General features: G+C 64.2%; 22 protein-coding genes. 11 read left to right on the top strand and 11 right to left on the bottom strand.

Annotated features, from left to right (window positions below):
• Positions 1–3: 3 nt before the first annotated feature.
• On the bottom strand, positions 4–162 hold the full coding sequence (locus ABID26_RS00485; protein ID WP_292300858.1) for a hypothetical protein: 159 nt from the start codon (positions 160–162) through the stop codon (positions 4–6).
• Between the two features lie 125 nt (positions 163–287).
• Here ABID26_RS00485 and ABID26_RS00490 point away from each other — a divergent pair, with 125 nt between their 5' ends.
• The 3 genes from ABID26_RS00490 to ABID26_RS00500 all read left to right on the top strand — a co-directional run bounded on the left by ABID26_RS00490 (position 288) and on the right by ABID26_RS00500 (position 2444).
• Positions 288–689, top strand: coding sequence for a VanZ family protein (locus ABID26_RS00490; RefSeq protein ID WP_292300859.1), 402 nt, complete (start codon positions 288–290; stop codon positions 687–689).
• 217 nt (positions 690–906) lie between these two features.
• Complete coding sequence (locus ABID26_RS00495) at positions 907–1893, top strand: NAD-dependent epimerase/dehydratase family protein (protein ID WP_126100903.1); 987 nt, start codon at positions 907–909, stop codon at positions 1891–1893.
• Between the two features lie 5 nt (positions 1894–1898).
• The gene (locus ABID26_RS00500; protein WP_292300916.1) at positions 1899–2444 is read left to right on the top strand and encodes a DNA-3-methyladenine glycosylase; all 546 of its coding nucleotides are present in this window, start codon (positions 1899–1901) and stop codon (positions 2442–2444) included.
• Between the two features lie 14 nt (positions 2445–2458).
• On the opposite strand, the gene ABID26_RS00505 is transcribed toward ABID26_RS00500, so the two are convergent.
• Genes ABID26_RS00505 through ABID26_RS00515 form a run of 3 tightly spaced genes read right to left on the bottom strand, consistent with a single transcriptional unit; the run spans position 2459 to position 4724 of the window.
• On the bottom strand, positions 2459–2938 hold the full coding sequence (locus tag ABID26_RS00505; protein WP_292300862.1) for an AAA family ATPase: 480 nt from the start codon (positions 2936–2938) through the stop codon (positions 2459–2461).
• A 48-nt stretch (positions 2939–2986) separates the two neighbouring features.
• Positions 2987–4492: a winged helix-turn-helix domain-containing tetratricopeptide repeat protein gene (locus tag ABID26_RS00510; RefSeq protein WP_292344325.1), complete on the bottom strand. Its 1506-nt coding sequence runs from the start codon at positions 4490–4492 to the stop codon at positions 2987–2989.
• Positions 4440–4724: a hypothetical protein gene (locus ABID26_RS00515; protein ID WP_189521262.1), complete on the bottom strand. Its 285-nt coding sequence runs from the start codon at positions 4722–4724 to the stop codon at positions 4440–4442. Before ABID26_RS00515 ends, ABID26_RS00510 begins: the two co-directional genes overlap by 53 nt.
• Positions 4725–4889: 165 nt before the next feature.
• Between ABID26_RS00515 and ABID26_RS00520 the strand changes: the two genes are divergently transcribed.
• The gene (locus tag ABID26_RS00520) at positions 4890–5237 is read left to right on the top strand and encodes a hypothetical protein (RefSeq protein ID WP_435528530.1); all 348 of its coding nucleotides are present in this window, start codon (positions 4890–4892) and stop codon (positions 5235–5237) included.
• A gap of 44 nt (positions 5238–5281) precedes the next feature.
• Here ABID26_RS00520 and ABID26_RS00525 read toward each other — a convergent pair whose 3' ends face one another.
• The 3 genes from ABID26_RS00525 to ABID26_RS00535 all read right to left on the bottom strand — a co-directional run bounded on the left by ABID26_RS00525 (position 5282) and on the right by ABID26_RS00535 (position 7445).
• Positions 5282–5830 carry a cupin gene (locus ABID26_RS00525; RefSeq protein WP_292300867.1) on the bottom strand — a complete coding sequence of 183 codons (549 nt, stop codon included), beginning with the start codon at positions 5828–5830 and terminating at the stop codon, positions 5282–5284.
• A gap of 175 nt (positions 5831–6005) precedes the next feature.
• The gene (locus tag ABID26_RS00530) at positions 6006–7022 is read right to left on the bottom strand and encodes a zinc-dependent alcohol dehydrogenase family protein (protein WP_126100907.1); all 1017 of its coding nucleotides are present in this window, start codon (positions 7020–7022) and stop codon (positions 6006–6008) included.
• Between the two features lie 27 nt (positions 7023–7049).
• The gene (locus ABID26_RS00535) at positions 7050–7445 is read right to left on the bottom strand and encodes a (R)-mandelonitrile lyase (protein ID WP_292300871.1); all 396 of its coding nucleotides are present in this window, start codon (positions 7443–7445) and stop codon (positions 7050–7052) included.
• Here ABID26_RS00535 and ABID26_RS00540 point away from each other — a divergent pair.
• Both ABID26_RS00540 and ABID26_RS00545 read left to right on the top strand, forming a co-directional pair.
• On the top strand, positions 7444–7638 hold the full coding sequence (locus ABID26_RS00540; protein ID WP_189521263.1) for a hypothetical protein: 195 nt from the start codon (positions 7444–7446) through the stop codon (positions 7636–7638). The genes ABID26_RS00535 and ABID26_RS00540 overlap by 2 nt on opposite strands.
• Before the next feature lie 26 nt (positions 7639–7664).
• The gene (locus ABID26_RS00545; RefSeq protein WP_292344327.1) at positions 7665–8558 is read left to right on the top strand and encodes a LysR family transcriptional regulator; all 894 of its coding nucleotides are present in this window, start codon (positions 7665–7667) and stop codon (positions 8556–8558) included.
• Positions 8559–8583: 25 nt separating this feature from the next.
• Here the strand turns inward: ABID26_RS00545 and ABID26_RS00550 are convergent, their stop codons facing one another.
• The 4 genes from ABID26_RS00550 to ABID26_RS00565 all read right to left on the bottom strand — a co-directional run bounded on the left by ABID26_RS00550 (position 8584) and on the right by ABID26_RS00565 (position 14029).
• The gene (locus ABID26_RS00550) at positions 8584–9198 is read right to left on the bottom strand and encodes a TetR family transcriptional regulator (RefSeq protein ID WP_292344328.1); all 615 of its coding nucleotides are present in this window, start codon (positions 9196–9198) and stop codon (positions 8584–8586) included.
• Between the two features lie 132 nt (positions 9199–9330).
• Positions 9331–12441 carry an efflux RND transporter permease subunit gene (locus tag ABID26_RS00555; RefSeq protein WP_354413268.1) on the bottom strand — a complete coding sequence of 1037 codons (3111 nt, stop codon included), beginning with the start codon at positions 12439–12441 and terminating at the stop codon, positions 9331–9333.
• A gap of 2 nt (positions 12442–12443) precedes the next feature.
• Positions 12444–13571, bottom strand: a complete 1128-nt coding sequence (locus tag ABID26_RS00560; RefSeq protein ID WP_292344330.1) for an efflux RND transporter periplasmic adaptor subunit — start codon at positions 13569–13571, stop codon at positions 12444–12446.
• Positions 13572–13666: 95 nt separating this feature from the next.
• Complete coding sequence (locus ABID26_RS00565) at positions 13667–14029, bottom strand: hypothetical protein (RefSeq protein WP_292344331.1); 363 nt, start codon at positions 14027–14029, stop codon at positions 13667–13669.
• A gap of 210 nt (positions 14030–14239) precedes the next feature.
• Between ABID26_RS00565 and ABID26_RS00570 the strand changes: the two genes are divergently transcribed.
• The 5 genes from ABID26_RS00570 (at position 14240) to ABID26_RS00590 (ending at position 18951) form a co-directional block, all read left to right on the top strand.
• A complete protein-coding gene (locus ABID26_RS00570; RefSeq protein ID WP_292344332.1) occupies positions 14240–14815 on the top strand; it encodes a TetR/AcrR family transcriptional regulator in 576 nt (191 codons plus the stop codon).
• Between the two features lie 40 nt (positions 14816–14855).
• A complete protein-coding gene (fabF, locus tag ABID26_RS00575) occupies positions 14856–16154 on the top strand; it encodes a beta-ketoacyl-ACP synthase II (RefSeq protein WP_292344333.1) in 1299 nt (432 codons plus the stop codon).
• 59 nt (positions 16155–16213) lie between these two features.
• Entirely contained in the window at positions 16214–17029 is an 816-nt protein-coding gene (locus ABID26_RS00580) for an oxidoreductase (protein ID WP_292300879.1), read from the top strand.
• A gap of 193 nt (positions 17030–17222) precedes the next feature.
• Positions 17223–18215, top strand: a complete 993-nt coding sequence (gene add, locus ABID26_RS00585; RefSeq protein WP_292344334.1) for an adenosine deaminase — start codon at positions 17223–17225, stop codon at positions 18213–18215.
• Between the two features lie 43 nt (positions 18216–18258).
• Positions 18259–18951 (top strand): molybdate ABC transporter substrate-binding protein, encoded by a 693-nt coding sequence (locus ABID26_RS00590; protein ID WP_292344335.1) that lies wholly within the window; start codon positions 18259–18261, stop codon positions 18949–18951.
• The last annotated feature ends 29 nt before the right edge of the window (positions 18952–18980 follow it).

The raw sequence follows: 18980 nt of genomic DNA on the forward strand, positions 1-18980 counted from the left end.
CCCTCACTCCTCCTTGCCGCCGTTCGGAGCCCCCCTCTTGCGGGGCCTGCGGAGATTATCGAAGCCCATATAGTGGTCGGCATCCGACGTGTTCCATCTGCCGGCGAGAAAGATGATTGCGATGACCGCTACGAACAGCAGCAAGGCAAAGAGCGTATCCATGCCTGCTATCTAGTGCGCGAAGGTCGGGCGGACACCTCTTGCCGCCATCAACCCGGCGCGCTCTACGCGTGCTCCATAGCGCGCCTGTGTATTGTTATGCCGGCTCAGCGCTTGTATGAGCGGGGATGACCTCGATCTCCCGTCTTGCCGCGCTCATCCTGCTTGCGGCCATTGCATTCGCCACGCTCTCACCGATCCAAATGCGGCCGCATCTTGGTGACGCGGATCTGGAACGCGCCCTGGCCTATGCCCTGTTCGGCCTTGCCCTGGCCTTCGGATTCCGCGCCCGCCTGGTGCAGGCAATGCTGTTTGTCTGCACCGTGGCCGGCGTATTGGAACTGCTCCAGGCGATCGATCCCGGCCGACATGCCCGTCTCCAAGATGCCCTCGTCAAAGCGGCGGCCGGCTTGATGGGGATTGCGGTAGGACGAATTGTCCTTGCCGTTGCCGGCAGGGTCCTGCGCCCGCAATCCAGGCAACCGCGATCGTCGTCCAAGCCCAAAGGTTTAGGGCTCGCCAGCGATTGACTTTCGGCGACGTAGGACGGGCAGCACCAGCGGTCTTGCCTGCCCTGGCAGCCATTCCTACTCTCACGCGGCAACGACAACATCACCTGGGACCGACCGAAACATCTCTTCGGAGGACGTTCGAATTTCAGCAAATCGTGCGAGCAGCGAGGAGCAATTCCAGGAAAAGCGTGTAGCGGTTTTCCGTCCGGAATTGCGGAGTAACAAGGAGCAGGCCATGGCACGCATCGTCGTCATTGGAGGCAGTGGTCACGTCGGGAGCTATTTGGTGCCTCGGCTCGTCGAAATCGGGCATGAGGTCGTGAATGTGAGCCGCGGCACGGCGGTGCCCTATCGCCCCCATTTTGCCTGGAGCGCAATCGAGAACGTCGCCATCGATCGCGCCGCCGAAGAGAAGACGGGGCGGTTCGGCACCAAGATCGCGGAGCTGCGTCCGGAGATCGTGATTGACATGATTTCGTTCGATCTGCCCAGCGCCCAGCAATTGGTCGAGGCGCTGCGCGACAAGGTCGAGCATTATCTGTTCTGCAGTTCGATCTGGGTGTACGGCCGTTTCTTCACGGTCCCGTCGACCGAGGCGGATCCCCCAAACCCCATCGACACCTACGGGACGAACAAGGCCGCGATCGAAGCCTGGCTGTTGCGGCAGGCACGCCTGACCGGCTTTCCGGCGACCTGCTTCCGGCCCGGCCATATCGTCGGAGAGGGATGGAACCCGATCAACCCGATCGGCAACGCGAATCCGGCTGTCTTTTCGTCGATCGCCCGTGGCGATGAGCTGGTTCTGCCCAATCTGGGGCTCGAGACGGTGCACCATGTTCACGCCGACGATGTCGCCCAGTGGATCATCCGCGCGATCGAGAACCGCGCGGCCTCGATCGGCGAGGCATTCAACACGGTTTCCGAGCAAGCGGTCACTCTGCGGGGTTATGCCGAAACCGTCTATCGCTGGTTCGGCAAGGAGCCGCGGATCGCGTTCAAGCCCTTCGACGAATGGATCCGCGATCTGGAAGGTGAGGATGCCGTCGGCTCCCGCGGGCACGTCATCCGCAGCTCATGCCACTCGATCGAGAAAAGCCGCCAGCGCCTTGGCTACAAGCCTCGCTATACGAGCCTCGAGGCAATCCAGGAGTCCGTCCGGGCGCTGATCGCCGCCCGGAAGGTTGCCGTCCCGGATGCCGGCTTTCCGGGGCAGGACAGCTGACTGTTCTGCTGCACGATTTCTTCGCCCGCGACGCCATCGCCGTGGCGCGCGAGCTGATCGGCGTGCGGCTTGGGCTCAACGGCGTCGGCGGCATCGTCGTCGAGACCGAGGCCTATCTGGCCAACGATCCAGCCTCGCACAGTTTTCGCGGCCGAACGCCGCGCAACGCGGCGATGTATGGCTCGCCAGGCACCGCCTATGTCTACCGGTCCTACGGCCTGCACTGGTGCCTGAACGCCGTGTGCCTGCCGGGCAGCGCGGTGCTGATCCGCGCGATCCAGCCGCAATCCGGCATCGCGGCCATGCGCGGCAGGCGGGGAACCGACGATGACCGGCTGCTCTGTTCCGGTCCCGGCAAGCTCTGCCAAGCGCTCGGCATCGACGGCTCGCATAACGGGCTGTTGCTCACCGCGCCGCCCTTCGAATTTGCGCGTACCGAAACCAATCCAGCCGCGATCCTCAGCGGACGCAGGATCGGGATTTCCAGGGGCGTGGAGGCCGAGTGGCGCTTCGGCCTCGGGGGATCGCCTTATCTCAGCCGCAGGTTCTGAGCGCGGCGCGCTGCTTAAACCGTATGAACGAAGACATTGAATGCCTCCGCCGGACCCGGAGGAACGAAATAGCTTGAAAACAAATCATATTCCGCTTCGCTTACCAGAAATTGGTGTGTGCGGCCTGCATTCCGCTCCTGGAGCCGCTGCCGACAAACAGCGTCAGGAATATCCAGATAGTGAAGCTCATGCAGCACGCCGGCGGTATCAGCCAGCGAACGCATCCAACGCCGGTACTCGACAGTATTGGCAGGGAAGTCGAGAACGACCGAAAGCCCGTGCCGAAGGATATCGACGACATGAGGTCCCATCGCCGCGCGAAGACGCGCGGAACACTCAACATAGTCCTCAATCGTCTTCAGTTCCCCGGCAAAAAGCGCCGAGGTCCAGTGATCTTCGCTGATGAGGAGGGTCGCCGGCCGGGCAGCCAGACGAGCGGCAAGGGTGGACTTTCCGGCGGCAATCTTCCCACAGAGCAGATAGAGCGTCGTCATCCGATCTTCCGAAACCTCGGTTTGATCAAGCGGCCGCGAGGCCGTCTCTCATTCAGCCATCGCGGCGGCGATTTCGAAGCCTTTGACGAGATGCTCGGTGTCTTCCGGTCTCTCGAATTCGATACTCGTGCGCAAGTGGCTTACCGGCGAGAAGCCTGGGTCCGATTTGCGGATAAGCATGACGCAGTCACGCGCTCCGGCCCTGTCGCCCGAGCGCGCCAGCGCAGCCGCAAGCAGCGACCACCGTCGAGGCCCGTAAGGCAGGCGCTGCATCGCTGTTGCGGCGTTGCCATAGTCGCGGGCGGCGTAGAGCGCGAGAGCTCGATCGCAATGGTACCATTCGGCGTGAAGAGGATTTGCGGCGACCGCCCTGTTCATCAGCTCCAGCCCGTCGAGCGGCCGTCCGCGCAACGACAGCACGTGACCCATCTGCATCATCGTGTCGGCGTCGTAGGGGTTGATGTCGAGCGCGCGCCGCATGTGATGCTCGGCCGCCCTATGGTCGCGCGCGGCAAGCCGCGCCTGTGACAGGATGCGATGGCAGCGGGGCTCGTCCGGCGCCAGCGCCACGGCAAGCGAGGCACGCTCGGTGCAGCTTGCGATGACATCCTCCGGCGCGCTTCCGTAGTCGGCAACCGCGAGTTCCACCAGCGCCATATAGGCTTGGGCGAGCCCATAGTCCGGGTCGCGTGAAATCGCTGCCTTGAGCAGGTTCAACGCTTCGCTGTTGTCGTCGGCACGATAGCCGCGGAAGCGCACGATCGCGCGCGTCACCAGTTCATAGGCCGCAAGGTCCCGCGTCGGCTTGCCGGCGCTTCGCCGCAACGCCGCCGCCTCCAGGTTTGAAACCAGCCGGTTCACGACACGATAGGCAATCTCGTCCTGAACCGCGAACAGGTCCGGCCCGGCCGCCGTGTAGCTCTCGCCCCAGACCAGCGTTCCGGCTTGCGCGTCGACCAGCTTGGCGCTGATCTTCAGCTGGTCGCCGCTACGAATAACGGAGCCTTGCACGAAATAGTCCGGCCGCACGGCGAGCGGTGGACCATATCCTTGAGCCTGGCGGAAGGCGGCGAGCGCCGTTTCCCGGTTCAGGACCGTCACCGTGTGGAAGCGGGCAAGCCTGTCCGCCACGTCGCCCGCGAAGGCGCCGATCACCGGATCAGACGTCTCGCCGGTCGCGCGGCCATCCTCGAACGGCACGACCGCGACGACCGGCTGCGATGCCGGCGACGGCTTGTGGCAGGGAGACGAGAGCACATAGCCGCGCTTGGGGACGGCCTTCAGGATCGCCTGATCGCCGTCGTCGAGCGCCTTCCTTATGTCCCGCACCGCCTGGGTGAGGGAATCCTCGGTGACGGCTATGTTTCCCCAGACCGCGGAGATCAGGTCCGACTTAGTGACGACCTTGCCGTCGTTTCGGGCCAGATATGAAAGCAGGCTGAACGCCTTTGAGCGCAGCGGCACCGCCGTCCCGTCCCGCAGCAGCAGCCCGCGCTCCAGATCAAGCTGGCAGTCGCCGAGTTGTAAGACCCCCTGCGAAGCGGATTCCGCCATGGAACAGCGACCTGCCCTTGCGCAATATCCAGTCACCCATTCGGCTACCATTCCGCGCCGGGGTCAAGATATCCATTGGACCGGTGGCGCGGTCGGCGGCCAGGCCCATCGCCGTGATCTCGAGCATTTCGATCAGCGCGCCGGGCGGCGCATAGCCGGGGTTGACCATTCCGCCGGCGACGATCTCGAAGAGTTCCTGGCGTGCAAGGGTGCGGGCTTGATCGTCGAACATGGCTGCCTCCTTCTATCGGAGCAGCATGCCTTAGATTGCCCGCACCGTACTGACGGAGTTCTGAAATTCTGCTGAAATCCGCATTTCGCCTCGTCGGCTTGTGGGAAGGAGGGTTCCTGTGTACTCCCACCTTGCTTTAGGAAAGGCTTAAGGATGAGATTCGCAATGGTCGTCGCGTTGAGCGCGGCGCTGGCTGGATGTGTGTCCTCACCGGTCGACTACGAAGCGAAGCTTTCGCAGCAGGACCCGAAGTGGGCGTCGCCGGCATGCCAGCAAGCCCGCTCTGCTGTCACGGACTATGCCCAACGCGAAAAGGACCACCCAGGCTGGGGTTTTGGCGTGCTGCTCGGGCCCTACAGCATGGGGATGGTGGCGGCGGTGAAGGAGCATGAGCAGCAGCAGCGAAGGCTTCTCGCCCGCCAGATGCATCTGCAATGCTCGAGCCAGCCCCTGCCGAAGGAGCTGGATTTCGACCCGGCGATCTATGCACCGAAGAAGGCGAAGTATCCATAGACGTCGCAGCCCGCCTCCTTCCAACCCAAGCGGGAGCGAGGCCTTCAGCCATCCTTCCACGCTGCAAGCAGCGGGCCTTCGCTGCCATAGACCGGGTCCTTCTCCGGACGGCCGACCTTGGGAATCGTTCGCAGCGCCTCTTCGTGCTGTTCGGCGCGCGTGCACAGGTCATAGGTGCCGAAGGGCGGATAGGCGCCGACGACCAGAAGATCGGATGACGAGGACAGGCGGTGGTGGCCGGTGCCGGCCGGGAGGATCGCCACGTCGCCGGCCTTGACGGTCAGCACCTTGCCCTTCTCGCCGCCGAAGCGCACCTCGGCCGTGCCGCGCGCGATGCCCAGCACCTCGTGGATGCGCGAATGGTAATGGACGTAATCGTAGATGCCGTTGCGCCAGCCGTCGCCCCAGCCGTTCGTGCTGAAGAGATCCTCGAAGACGCCCGCCGGATCGACATCGTCCGGCAGCGTCACAGCCCCGCGATAGACGATCATCGGCCAGCGTGGATGGTTAGGCACAAGGCCGTCATCGTTGAAGCGGAAGGTGAGCGGTTCGCGCTTCTCGACAAGCTTAGCAAGTTTCGCCGCTCCTGGCATGCCGTGACCTTTCCGCCGCTTTTCCCGCTCAAGGCAACCGACGCCCGCAGATAGACCCGCCGCTCGATTGCCGACCGTTCTCAACCAGCGGCGGCGCGCTTTGTTCCCGGCGATCGCGCCTTGCGGCGGAACTGCGACATCTCCCCCGCAAGGGGGGAGATTGGTGCTCCAACGCCTAGACCTCAAGCATCACCTTGATCGCGCGGCGCTCGTCCATGGCGCGGTAGCCTTCGGAAACCTCGGCCAGCGGCAGCTTGAGGTCGAACACCTTGCCGGGCTTGATCTTGCCCTGAAGCACGCGGTCCATCAGGTCTGGCAGGAAGCGGCGCACCGGCGCCGGGCCGCCGAGCATACGCTTCTGGCCAAAGAACAGGCGCTGGCCGTCGAAGCTCACGCCATGCGGCACACCGACATAGCCGATCGTGCCGCCGGGTCGCGAGCAGGCCAGCGCCTGGTCGAAGGATTCGGCCGTGCCGACGCATTCCAGAACCGAGTCCGCGCCGACGCCTTTGGTCAGCTCCTTGATGCGCGAGATACCTTCCTCGCCGCGTTCGGCGATGATGTCGGTCGCGCCGAATTCGCGGGCGAGTTTCTGGCGGCTCTCGTGCCGGCTCATCGCGATGATGCGCTCCGCGCCCATCTCCTTGGCCGCCAGGACGCCCATCAGGCCGACCGCGCCGTCGCCGACGACGACCACCGTCGATCCCTCGCGGACCTCGGCCGCGTCGGCCGCATACCAGCCGGTGCCGAGCACGTCTGAGACGGCCAAAAGGTCAGGCACCAGCTCGGCGGGCGGAACCTCGGAGGTGGCGACCAGCGTCCCGTCCGCCAGCGGTACGCGGGCGTAAGGCGCCTGCGCGCCGCTCATGAACTCGCGCTGCTCGCAGGAGGACTGGAAGCCGAAGCGGCAATGTGGGCAGGTGTTGTCGGAGAGGCAGAAGGAGCCGACGACGAACTGGCCGCGGCGGATCGTGCGCACCTCACTGCCGACCTCGACGACGATGCCGCAATATTCATGTCCCATGTGCTGCGGGGCATCGACCGGCTGCAGCCCGCGATAGGGCCACAGGTCCGAGCCGCAGATGCAGCTCGCCGACAGCTTGATGATAGCGTCCGTAGGGCGCACGATTTTCGGGTCGGCGACTTCCTCGCAGCGGATGTCGCCCGGCTTGTGAAGAACAGTTGCGAGCATTTTTGCTTCCTTTCGTTCGGGAGAAAATCAGACGCCGTATTCGGCGTCGGTGACATGTTCCAGCCAGGCCACGGCCTCGCCGTCCATGGGCTCCTGGACGGCGATGTGAACCATCGCGGTGTTGGGCGAGGCACCGTGCCAATGCTTTTCGCCAGGCGCGAACCAGATGACGTCGCCGGGCCTGATCTCCTCGACCGGACCGCCTTCGCGCTGGACGCGGCCGAGGCCGGAGACGACGATCAGCGTCTGCCCGAGGGGATGCGTGTGCCAGGCTGTCCGGGCGCCCGGCTCGAAAGTCACCTGCGCGCCCTGTGCCCGCGCGGCGTCGAAGGGGTTGAAGAGCGGATCGATCCGGACCGTGCCGGTGAACCAGTCCGCGGGTCCCCTGCCGGAAGGCCGAGAGCCTGCACGAAGAATGTCCATGGTGATCTCCTTGGCGTCGTCAAATGCGTTCGATGTGAAGCGGGAACTCGCCGGGTATGCGCAGGGCCTGCTCGCCCTCGTCGAAGCGGCCGAGCCCGGACGCGAGCTGGCCGCGCCGATTTGCGGGGGAAGATATTGCAGCGGACGCCGTTCGATTAGACGATATAATCCGCATGGACTTATCGACCTGTGATATGAATATGGCTCAGGGAGGACCTAATGCAGCGCGGGGACATGAAGGATCTGCTGTGGTTCGTGGCGGTCGCCCGGGAGCGCAGCTTCACCAAGGCGGCGGCGGAGCTCGGCACCTCGCAGTCGACGCTCAGCCACACCATCAAGGAGCTGGAGGCGCGGCTCGGCGTTCGCCTGCTCACGCGCACGACGCGCAGCGTGGCGCCGACCGAAGCCGGCGAGCGGCTCTACCAGTCGCTCGCGCCGCGCTTCGAGGAGATCGAGGCCGACCTTGCGGGCCTGGTCGCCTTCCGCGACAAGCCCTCGGGCACGGTCCGCATCACGCTGTCCGACCACGCGCTGCAGACGACGGTCTGGCCGAAGCTCGAGCCGGTGCTTCGCAATTATCCCGACCTCAGCATCGAGCTCTACAGCGACAACGGCATGCGCAACATCGTGGAGGAACGCTTCGACGCCGGCGTGCGGCTCGGCGAAAGCGTCGACAGGGACATGATCGCGGTGCGGATCGGCCCGGACTGGCGGCTGGTGGCGGTGGCCTCGCCGGAATACTTTTCCCGTCGCCCTGCCCCCCGGACGCCGCAGGATCTGGTCGGGCATGACTGCATCTGCCTGCGGCAGGCGACGTTCGGCGGGCTCTATGCCTGGGAATTCGAGAAGAAGGGCCGCGAGCTGCGAGTCCGTGTGGAAGGCCAGCTGACCTTCAACACGACCATCCCCATGGTCGACGCAGCGCTGAGCGGTTACGGCATGTGCTACGTCCCGGAAAACCTCGTCAGCCACCACATCGCGGAGGGGCGGCTGAGGCTCGTGCTCGACGACTGGAGCCTGCCCTTCCCGGGCTATCACCTCTACTATCCGAGCCGGCGGCAACTCTCGGCGGCAATGGTGGTGATCGTTGAGGCGATGCGGCATCGGAGTTGAGGTGGGCACGTTTGCGCGATACGCCTCAATCCGGCTTGCCGAGAGCTTTCAGGATGAAGCGAATCTGCTCGCGCAGGCTCGCCTCGGTGTCTTCGCCGTGTTGAACACAGTGCTCGATCAGAAGCGGATGGAAGAACGGCATGAACGCGGTCTTGACGGCACGCGCAGCCTCTGCCGGGTCCTTGACCTCGAGTTCGCCCGCCTCGATGCCCTCGCGAATGATCGCCTCGAAAATCGTCACCATCCGGTCGATGTGCGTTTTTACGATCGACCAGTTCTCCTGCATGACGGCGACAATCATGTCGTGCATGTGCTTCTGCTCGATCAGTGTCGCCTTGCCATGGTGGTGGACTGCGATGAAAAGCCGACTGAGTTTCTCGGGGGCCGTGGCGTTCGTGCGGGCGATCGCAAACGCGATGTCGGCAGCCTCGTTCAGCATCCGCTTGCAGATGAACCCGTTGATCGCATCCCTGGAGGGAAAGAATCGGTAGACGTTTGCCCGGCTCATACCGAGGTCGGAGGCGATGTCGGCCATCGACGTCTTATGATGGCCGATGCGGCGAAACTGCTCCTCCGCCACCTCCAGAATGCGCGCGCGCACCTCGTCGAGATCCGTTCGCATTCCGATCGGGTGGTTCATCCATGTCTCCGGAACTGATCAATCGGACGTGCCGGGCCCGTGCCGACGATCATCTGTAACGGGAAGATCGTCCCGCCCGCAGGACAAATCCTGCGGGCGGAAACTTGACCCTTGTCCTGCGGCAACCGAGCCCTATTCCGCGGCCATCGCCAGCCTCAGTTCCGGTTCATGCGTCAAATCCTCAGGGGTCTCATCCGCCGTCGGCTTGATCCGGAACCACGCGATATAGAGCGCGGGAAGGAAGAGCAGGATCAGCACCGTGCCGACCGCCGTGCCGCCGATCAGCGTAAAGGCCATCGATCCCCAGAAGACGGAGTGCGTGAGGGGTATGAAGGCCAGCACCGCGGCAAGCGCGGTCAGGATCACCGGCCTCGCACGCTGCACCGTGGCCTCGATGACGGCGTGATAGTCATCCAGGCCGGCGGCTTGGTTTTCCTTGATCTGCTCGGTCAGGATCAGCGTGTTGCGCATCAGGATACCGGCCAGTCCTATCAGGCCCAGAATGGCGTTGAAGCCAAAGGGCTGGTTGAAGGCAAGCAGCATCGGCACGACGCCGACGAGGCCAAGTGGCGCCGTCAGCACTACCATGAACATGGTCGAGAAGGATCGCACCTGCAGCATGATGACGATCAGCATGGCGGCGATCATGGCCGGGAAGATCTTGCCCAACGCGGTGTTGGCCTTCTCAGCCTCCTCGATCGATCCGCCCATTTCGATGCGATAACCGGCCGGAAGGGATGCGATCAGCGGCTGAAGAGCTTTCATGATCTGCTTGGAGACCTCCGGAGGCTGGGTCGCTTCGTTGATGTCGGAGCGGATCGTGATGACCGGCGTGCGGTCGCGGCGTTTCAGGATCGGCTCCTCCAGACGGATTTCGGAATGGCCGATCTGGTCGAGCGGAATCTGCCGGCCGTCCCGGCTCATCAGCGAGAAGTCCGCCAGACGCGATGGATCCAGCCGCTCGCCGCCGGCGCTGCGGGCCACGATGGGGACGTTGCGGATGTCCTCGCGGACCTGCGTGACCGGGATGCCGGTAAGCAGAAATTGCAATTGCTGGGCCGCCTCGGCCGGCGACAGGCCGATGAGGTTCAGCCGATCCTGGTCCGGAACGAAGCGAAGCACGGGCGTGCGATTGCCCCAGTCGCGGTTGGCCTGCCGCACGTCCGGGACGCCCCGCATGATGTCGAGGGCCTTCTCGGAGATGCTGTAGAGCTGCGCGGGATCAGGTCCCATGATCCGGAATTCGACCGGGAACGGCGTGTAGGGACCGAACACGAGCTGCGTGACCCGGAGGTTGGCTTGCGGCGCGAGCCCTTGCGCCACCGCCTCCCGGAGCCGATGCTTCAGCGCCTCGCGCGCCTCGGCGTTCGGGGTCAGCACAACGATCTTGGCAAAGGTGGGATCGGGCAGTTCAGGCGCCATCGCGAAGAAGAAGCGCGGGGCGCCCTGGCCGACATAGCTCGTGACGATCTTGGCCTCGGGCTGGCCATCCAGCCAGCGCTCGAGCTTCTCGACCGTGGCGGTCGTCGTCTCGATGCTGGTGCCTTCCGGCAGGCGAACCTCGACGAGCACTTCCGGGCGGTCGGAGGTCGGGAAGAACTGCTGCTTGACGGCGCCCATGCCGACAACGGAAAGCGCGAAGGCGACGGCGACGATACCGGAGGTCACGAACTTGTGGCGCACCGCAAAGGTGATGAGCCGCCGCAGGCGCCGATAGTTCGGCGTGTCGTAGATCGCGTGGTGACCGCCGTCGATCGGCTTGATCGCGGGCAGCATCTTGACGCCGAGATAGGGCGTGAAGACTACGGCGACGATCCAGGAGACGATGAGCGCGAACCCCACGACCCAGAAGATATTGCCGGCGTATTCGCCAGCCGTCGAGCGAGCGAAGCCCACCGGCAGGAAGCCCGCGATCGTCACCAGCGTTCCCGACAGCATAGGCGCCGCGGTATGGCTCCACGCATAGGCGGCCGCCCTGATGCGGTCCATGCCCTCTTCCATCTTCACCACCATCACCTCGATAGCGATGATGGCGTCGTCCACGAGAAGGCCGAGCGCCAGGATAAGGGCGCCGAGCGTGATGCGGTCGAAGAACCGGCCGGTCTCCAGCATGATGAGGAACACGGCGGCGAGCGTCAGGGGGACGGCGGCCGCCACGACGATGCCGACGCGCCAGCCCATGCTGAGCAGGCTGATCAGCAGCACGACGCCGAGCGCCATCGCGAACTTCATCATGAACTCGTCAACCGCCGAGGTAATGTTGACGGCCTGGTCGGACACCTTGTCGAGCGTCATCCCGAGCGGCAATGTCCGTACGATGGCCGCCGTCCTGTCCTCCAGCGCCTTGCCGAGCGCGCGACCATCCCAGCCCTCCTGCATGACCGCCGCGAGCATGATGGTGGGCTTGCCCTGGCGGCGGATGAGGTAGGTGGGAGGGTCTTCATAGCCGCGGCGGACCTCGGCGATGTCGGAAAGCTTCAGCGTCCGCCCCGCGGCGACGATCGGCGTGTCGGCGATCGCCTGGACACTGTCATAAGCGCCATTGACCCTGATGAAGACCTGCGGCCCCTCAGTGTCGATAGAGCCCGCCGGCGTGACTGTGTTCTGCCGCTGCAAGGCGGCAACGATATCCCGTGCCGACACGCCGAGCGTCGCCAGCTTGGCGTAGGAGAACTCGACGAAGATCTGTTCGGGACGTTCACCGAGAATGTTGATCTTCTTGACGCCGGGCACATGCAGGAGGTCCTGTCGGATCGCCTCGGCCTGCCTTGCCAGATCACGCATCGGCATGCCTTTGGCCTTCAGCGCGTAGAGGGCGAAGCTGACGTCCGAATATTCGTCGTTGACGAAGGGGCCGTAGACGCCGGACGGCAGGTTGCGGGCTTCATCCCCGAGCTTCTTGCGGGCCTGGTAGAACTCTTCCTGCACGGCGGACGGCGGCGTGCTGTCCTTCAGCGTGACCGTCATATACGCATAGCCCGGCCGCGTGGTCGTCTCCAGCCGGTCGTACCAGGTGAGCTCCTGAAGCCGCTTCTCCAACGGCTCGGCGACCAGGTCCTGCATCTCGCGCGCCGTCGCGCCCGGCCACGCCGTCGTGACCGTCAGGGTCTTGATGGTGAAGTTGGGGTCCTCCGCCCGGCCGAGCATGACGAAGGCATAGGCGCCGGCGGCCACCAGCAGGAGGATGAAGAACAGAGTGACGGCGCGTTCGCGAACGGCGATCGCGGACAGATTGAGGTTCATGGTCAGTTGCTCCCGCTTTCGGACGCAGTCCTGACGCGAGCGCCCTCCTGCAAGAGATGAGCGCCGAGCGAGACGAACCGATCGCTGGAGCTCAATCCGGAGATCACGGCGGATTCGCCCGTCACACGAACAAGCTTGACGGGTTGAAAGTGCACGGTCGACGTTGCGTTGTCCAAGACCCAAACGCCGGTCTTCTTGCCGTCGTCGAGCACGGCTCCCAGCGGCACCTGGACTTCCGGCTCGTTCGCCTGCGTTGCCAGCCGAATGGTTACCGTCGCGCCAAGCGGCGCTGCGGCTGCCTCGCCGTCAAGCACATAGCGGGCCTCATAGGTGCGGGTCTGGGCATCGGCGGAGTCGGACAATTGCCGCAGATGCGCCGCATGGCGCTGCTCATCACCGCCATATACGCTGGCGTCGACCACCGAGCCGATCGCCGGCCGGATCGTTTCGGGAAGCGCGACCACCGCTTCGCGGGGGCCCGCCTGGGCGACCCGGACCACAGTCTGGCCGGCGGAGACGACCTGGCCCGGCTCGCCAAGCGTATCGACCACCGTTCCATCGGCGTCCGCCAGCAGGACCGCGTAGGCCGCCTCATTCTCCGCGACCTTCGCATCCGCCTCGGCGGCGGCGAGCTGGGCCGTGGCCGTGTCCAGCGCGGCCTTTGCCTGCTCGTAGCGCTGCCGGGGAACCCATCCATCTTTCAGCAGATTGGCGTATCGCCGTTCATCCGGTTCCGTCTGAACGACGATCGCACGCGCGGCAACGACGGCATTGTGCTTTGCCGTGAGCGCCAGGCGAAGGTCGGTGTCGTCGATCCGCATCAGCGGCTGACCGGCTTTTACCTGCTGGCCGACATTGACGAGCCGTTCGACGATCTTGCCGGGGACGCGGAAGCCGAGATTGCTCTCCACCCTCGCCCCTATGATGCCCGTGAAGCTGCGTTCGGAACCGCTCACCAGCGCCGCCGTCGCCAGCCTGACGACGGGCGGCTCCTGCCTCGGGTCGCTCGCGGCGGAAGCCTCCTGCGCGGGATTGGCAAATGTGTCGAATGCCGTCGCCCCTGACACCGCGATCGCCCCTGACCCCGTGATGAGGATCGCACCCAGCATAATAACCGATCTCTTTTTCATGCCCATCGCCTCATATCGAAATGGATTGCGTTCACATTCTACGCTGTGGTCCTGCGCGTCGGCCGGCAGCGGCAGACTGCGATCAGTCGGACTGGTCAGTCCGGTTGCGCGTCGGCGCGCGGATGCATGTTCGTCTCAGTCGAGACCGTCACCTTCTCGCCGGACCTCGAGAACGCGTAGAGCGAGCCCCGGTAGCCCGGCATGGAGAAGGCCACGGAGTCGCGGTCGGCGAGGCCCATGACGACGCGCTGAGGATCGCCGCCGCCCTTCGGCGCGAAGGTGGCGGTCACCTCCAGGAGACCGCTGTCGATCGGGACGTAATAGACCACCATGTCGAGGCGTCCGTTGTGCAAGCTGCCGGCTTCAATGGGGCGTCCGATGGTGGCTTCCTCGGCAAGGGCCGGCGTCGCCATAACCAGCGCGGCCAGAAGCGAAGTGCCCAGGGTTCTGCGGGTCATCGTCGTATCTCCTCTTATTAGATTGTGATCGAACTCTATACCATTTAGATTTCAGGCGCAATCTAAAAAAGAGAGACATATTCACCCGCGGCAAACCACCACACCGATCACGCAGCGAGCCACCTGTTTCGCATCCTCCTCTTGATAGATTGCGTTCGGTCTCTAATTGAGGCATAGATTTAGTACGCAATCTAAATATGGAGATCGACGATGCGTGTGAGCCGCATTCAGGCTGAGCAGAACCGGCAAACCGTGATCGATGTGGCCAGCCGGCTTTTTCGGGAGCACGGTTTCGACGGCATCGGCCTCAAGGATCTGATGAAGGGCGCCGGGCTGACCCAAGGCGCCTTCTACAAGCAGTTCGCGTCGAAGGAGGACCTGGCCGCACAGGCGTCCAAGCGGGCGATGGAGAGCGCTGCCCACCGATGGGCGGCGGCGACGGCAGCCAACCCTGGCGATCCCCTTGGGGCGGTGGCCGCATTCTACCTCAGTATGGACCATCGCGAGGAAAGGATGGACGGCTGCCCGGTCGCGGCGCTCGGCTCGGATGCCGCCAGGCAGGGGACAGACGTGAAAGCGTCGTTCGAGGCCGGCATCAGGGAGCATCTGGAAATCATCGGCCGCATGATTGCCGCGACCGATGGCGAGCCCAATAGCAAGGCCATGGCCATTCTCTCGACGATGGTCGGTGCGCTGATGATATCGCGCGTCGTCAACGACCCTCACCTCGCTCAGGCCTTTCTGGATTCGGCGACCGAACAGGTTCGCGACGCCGTCACCGCTTGAACGGCGCGGTGGCTGGCGATCGAGATTGATAGGAGAATAGATGCGACGGATAGTCGTTACAGGCATGGGCGCGGTCACGCCCCTGGCCGCAGATGTCGAGACGTCGTGGTCGCGTCTCCTGGCCCGCCGCTCCGGCATCCGCAGGCTCGCGGACGAAATGGTGGGAGATTTGCCCGCGAAGATCGGCGGCGTGGTTCCCTCGCTGGAGGAAGATCCCGAAGCCGGCCTCGATGCGAATGCCTTCGTGGCGCCGAAGGATCAGCGCAGAATCGACCGCTTCATTCTCTTCGGGCTGGCCGCGGCGGAAGAGGCGCTTGCCCAGGCGCGATGGAAGCCGGTCTCGGAAAAGGATCGGATCCGCACCGCGACGATCATCGCTTCAGGTGTCGGAGGCTTCCCCGCCATAACCGAGGCGGTGCGGACAGTCGACCAGCGCGGCGTGCGGCGTCTTTCGCCGTTCACGGTGCCGTCTTTCCTGGTCAACATGGCGGCGGGCCACATTTCGATCCGCTACGGCTTCAAAGGCCACCTCGGCGCGCCAGTGACGGCATGCGCAGCCGGCATCCAGGCGATCGGCGATGCGGCCCGTATCATCCGCGCCGATGAAGCCGACATTGCCGTGTGCGGCGGCACGGAAGCCTGCATGAATGTCGTCAGCCTTGGCGGCTTTGCAGCGGCGCGCTCGCTTTCGACCTCCTTCAATCACCGTCCCGACCAGGCCTCTCGTCCGTTCGACATGTCGCGGGACGGTTTCGTCATGGGCGAAGGCGCCGGCATCCTGGTCATCGAGGAATTGAGCCATGCGCTGGCGCGCGGCGCGAAACCGCTGGCCGAGGTCGTCGGCTACGGAACGACGGCGGATGCGCATCACGTCACTTCCGGCCCCGAGGACGGCGACGGCGCGCGTCGCGCCATGGAGATCGCGATCGCCCAGGCCGGCATTTCACCGCGAGCGGTCCGCCACCTCAACGCGCACGCCACCTCGACGCCGGTCGGCGACCTGGGCGAAATCGAAGCGATCAAGAGCGTCTTCGGCGCGGATTTCTCGATCGCCGTCAGCGGAACCAAGTCGGCGACAGGGCACCTGCTCGGGGCAGCCGGCGGGCTTGGCGCGATCTTCACGATCCTGGCGCTCAGGGACCAGGTGGCGCCGCCGACCCTCAATCTGAGCGCCCCCGATCCGGCGGGCGACGGGATAGATTTCGTGGCCAACCGGGCCCGGCCGATGGAGATGGATTACGCGATCGCCAACGGTTTCGGCTTCGGAGGCGTCAACGCCAGCGCGCTGTTTCGGCGCTGGGATGGACAAGGCGCGAACGGTCGAGCCGCTCCCGGCTGACGCTTTCGCTCCGGACTTCCTGCTTCTCCAATCCAACCAAACCAAGGAAAGTGATCTCCATGAACAAGAGCAGTCCCGGCGTCGCCATCGTCACAGGCGCATCCTCCGGTATCGGCCATGCAACGGCCAAGGCCCTGCAGAAGGCGGGCTTTCGCGTGTTCGGAACCGGCCGTCGCGCGGTCTCCAAGAAATCCGACGGCATCACCATGCTGACCTGCGACGTGACCGATGACGCGTCCGTGGCGAAGCTGGTCGAGGAGGTGCTGGCCGATGCCGGGCGCATCGACCTGCTCGTCAACAATGCCGGCATGGGCCTGCTCGGCGGCGCCGAGGAATCCTCGACCGCGCAGGCCCAGGCGCTGTTCGACGTGAATGTCTTCGGCGTCATCCGAATGACCAACGAGGTGCTGCCGACAATGCGACGTCAAGGAACGGGCAGAATCGTGAACTTGAGCTCGGTCCAGGGGTTCATCCCGGCTCCCTATTTCGCACTCTATTCGTCGACCAAACATGCCGTTGAAGGCTATTCCGAATCGCTTGACCACGAACTGCGGCCGTTCGGAATTCGCGTCGCATTGGTCGAGCCGGCCTATACCCGTACCTCGTTCGAAGACAATCTGGCCAGGCCGGACCAGTTGCTCGATATCTATGACGCCGCGCGCGCCGGCATGACTATTGCCGTTAGGAAGGCGATGGAAAAAGGCGATGCGCCCGAAGTGGTGGCCAACACCGTTTTGGCGGCCGCGACCGATCCCGCTCCGAAGCGGCGCTATGCGGCGGGGAAAATGGCGCGCCAGGTCAGTCTCCTGCGCCGTTTCGTCCCCGCATCCGCATTCGACAAGAGCCTGCGAAAGCAGCTTGGGCTGCCGGTCTGACATCCGAGCCGCCGGCAGCTTTCGCCGGTGGCAGCATCTGGTGAGAACCGGCCTTCGAGCCCTGCCCTGCCGGCTCGGATCACTCCTCTAGCTTCTCTGCTTTCCAGGCGCGTAGGGCAATTTGTTTCAATTATTTCTTGAAACCCAGGCCGCCCAGCCTGTGCTTTGCTGGCGTCAGCCGGGAGGAGACATCATGGTCGATTTCATCGCTTTGCCGAAGGCCGAAGTGCATATCCATGTCGAGGGCTGCATCGAGACCGACGAGGTCGTCGGCAACTGCGAGACGGCCGGCATTCCGCTGCGCCGGCCACGCGAAAGCCTGTTCGAGGCGCATGACCTGAAGAGCTTCCTCGAGATGCTCGACTGGATCTGCGGCACCTTTCGCACGCCCGACCAACTGGCGCATACCGCCTACAGACTCTCCCAGCGCCTGGCGAAAAGCGGCGTCCGCTACGCCGACGTCATCGTCAACCCGACCCACTGGCGACACTGGCGCAGGAACATCCCCGGTATGATCGAGGCGTTCGACGAAGGTTTCGCCGCAGCCGAGAAAGATGGATTTCCACCGGCCGGGCTCTGCATCAGCCTGCTTCGCACGCAATCGGAGGCGGAAGCGATCGAGCTCGTGGGGTTGCTCACTGAGATCAGACACCCGCGCGTCGTCGCCCTGTCGATCGACGGAAATGAAGCTGCCGCCGGCCGCACCGGGCCACGCTTCGCGGATGCATTCCGTCGCGCCGCCGTGGCAGGCTTGCGGCGAACCGTGCACGCTGGCGAATCGAGCGGACCGGAAGGTGTGCGCGACGCGCTTGAATTGCTTGGGGCCGATCGGATCGATCATGGCGTCCGTGCGATCGAGGACCCTGAGCTGGTGAGCCTGCTTGCCGACAGGCAGATCCCGTTGGGCATCTGCCCGGTCTCCAACCTGACGCTTGGTGTCTACCCGTCGCTAGCCGAACATCCGATCGATCGGCTGCGCAAAGCCGGCGTTCCGGTATCCATCAATACTGACGACCCAGAGCTGCTCGGCACCACGCTCGAGGATTCCTATGCGCAATGCGCAGCGGCTTTCGCCTGGGACGGTGAAATCATCCGGCAGCTTGCCGCCACCTCGATAGAGGCGAGCTACGCCGAACCTTCGGTGAAAGCGCGCGTGATGGAGGAGCTTGCTGCATGGCAAGTCTGAGGCAATATAAGGAAAGTCGTTTCGACCGATTTCAGGTTAGGCCATGGATCAGGAAATCCGACTCTTTGGCGCTGTTGCGGTCCGACCCGCCGTCCTTGCCCTCATACCTCGGTTTGAAGCAGCGACTGCATACACGGTTGCGGTCAAGTTCGAGCTCAATCCGACAGTAAAGAAGCAGATTGAGGCCGGGGAGGCTTTTGACCTCGTCATCATCAATCAGCACATGGTTCAGGATCTGACCGCCTTGGGAAGGGTCAAGCCAGGGAGCCAGGTTGCGTTTGGCCGAATATCGATGGGCGTGGCAGCCAAGGCAGGCAGTCGACCGCTCGACATAGGATCCGTGAAAGCGTTCGAACACGCATTGAAGAGCGCCAGATCCATCGCCTACGCCGCTGACGGATCCAGCGGCGGCTACTTCTGCGATTTGCTGGAGCGCCTGGGAATAGCGGGTGAGGTCAAGCCCAGGCTGGTGGGCATATCAGGAGGGCAGACAGCGCAGGCTGTAGCCCGCGGGGAAGCCGAGTTGGGGGTCGTTCCCGTGACTTCGATTCTCGCCGCCGCTCCCGACGTCATGCTTGTCGGTCGGTTTCCGGCGGAACTCCAAAGTTACATCGACTTCGCCATTGGCATCAGCGCCGATCCAAGGGACACGGAAGCTGCCAACCAACTGTCGGAGTTTCTGATGTCGGCTGACGTCGATAGCAGCTTGGCGGCAACGGGCATCGAGCGCCGCTAAGGGCATGCTTGATATGCAGCGATCTATCG

Origin of the sequence: Mesorhizobium shonense (assembly GCF_040545255.1) — a bacterium.
Classification (GTDB): Bacteria; Pseudomonadota; Alphaproteobacteria; order Rhizobiales; family Rhizobiaceae; genus Mesorhizobium; species Mesorhizobium shonense.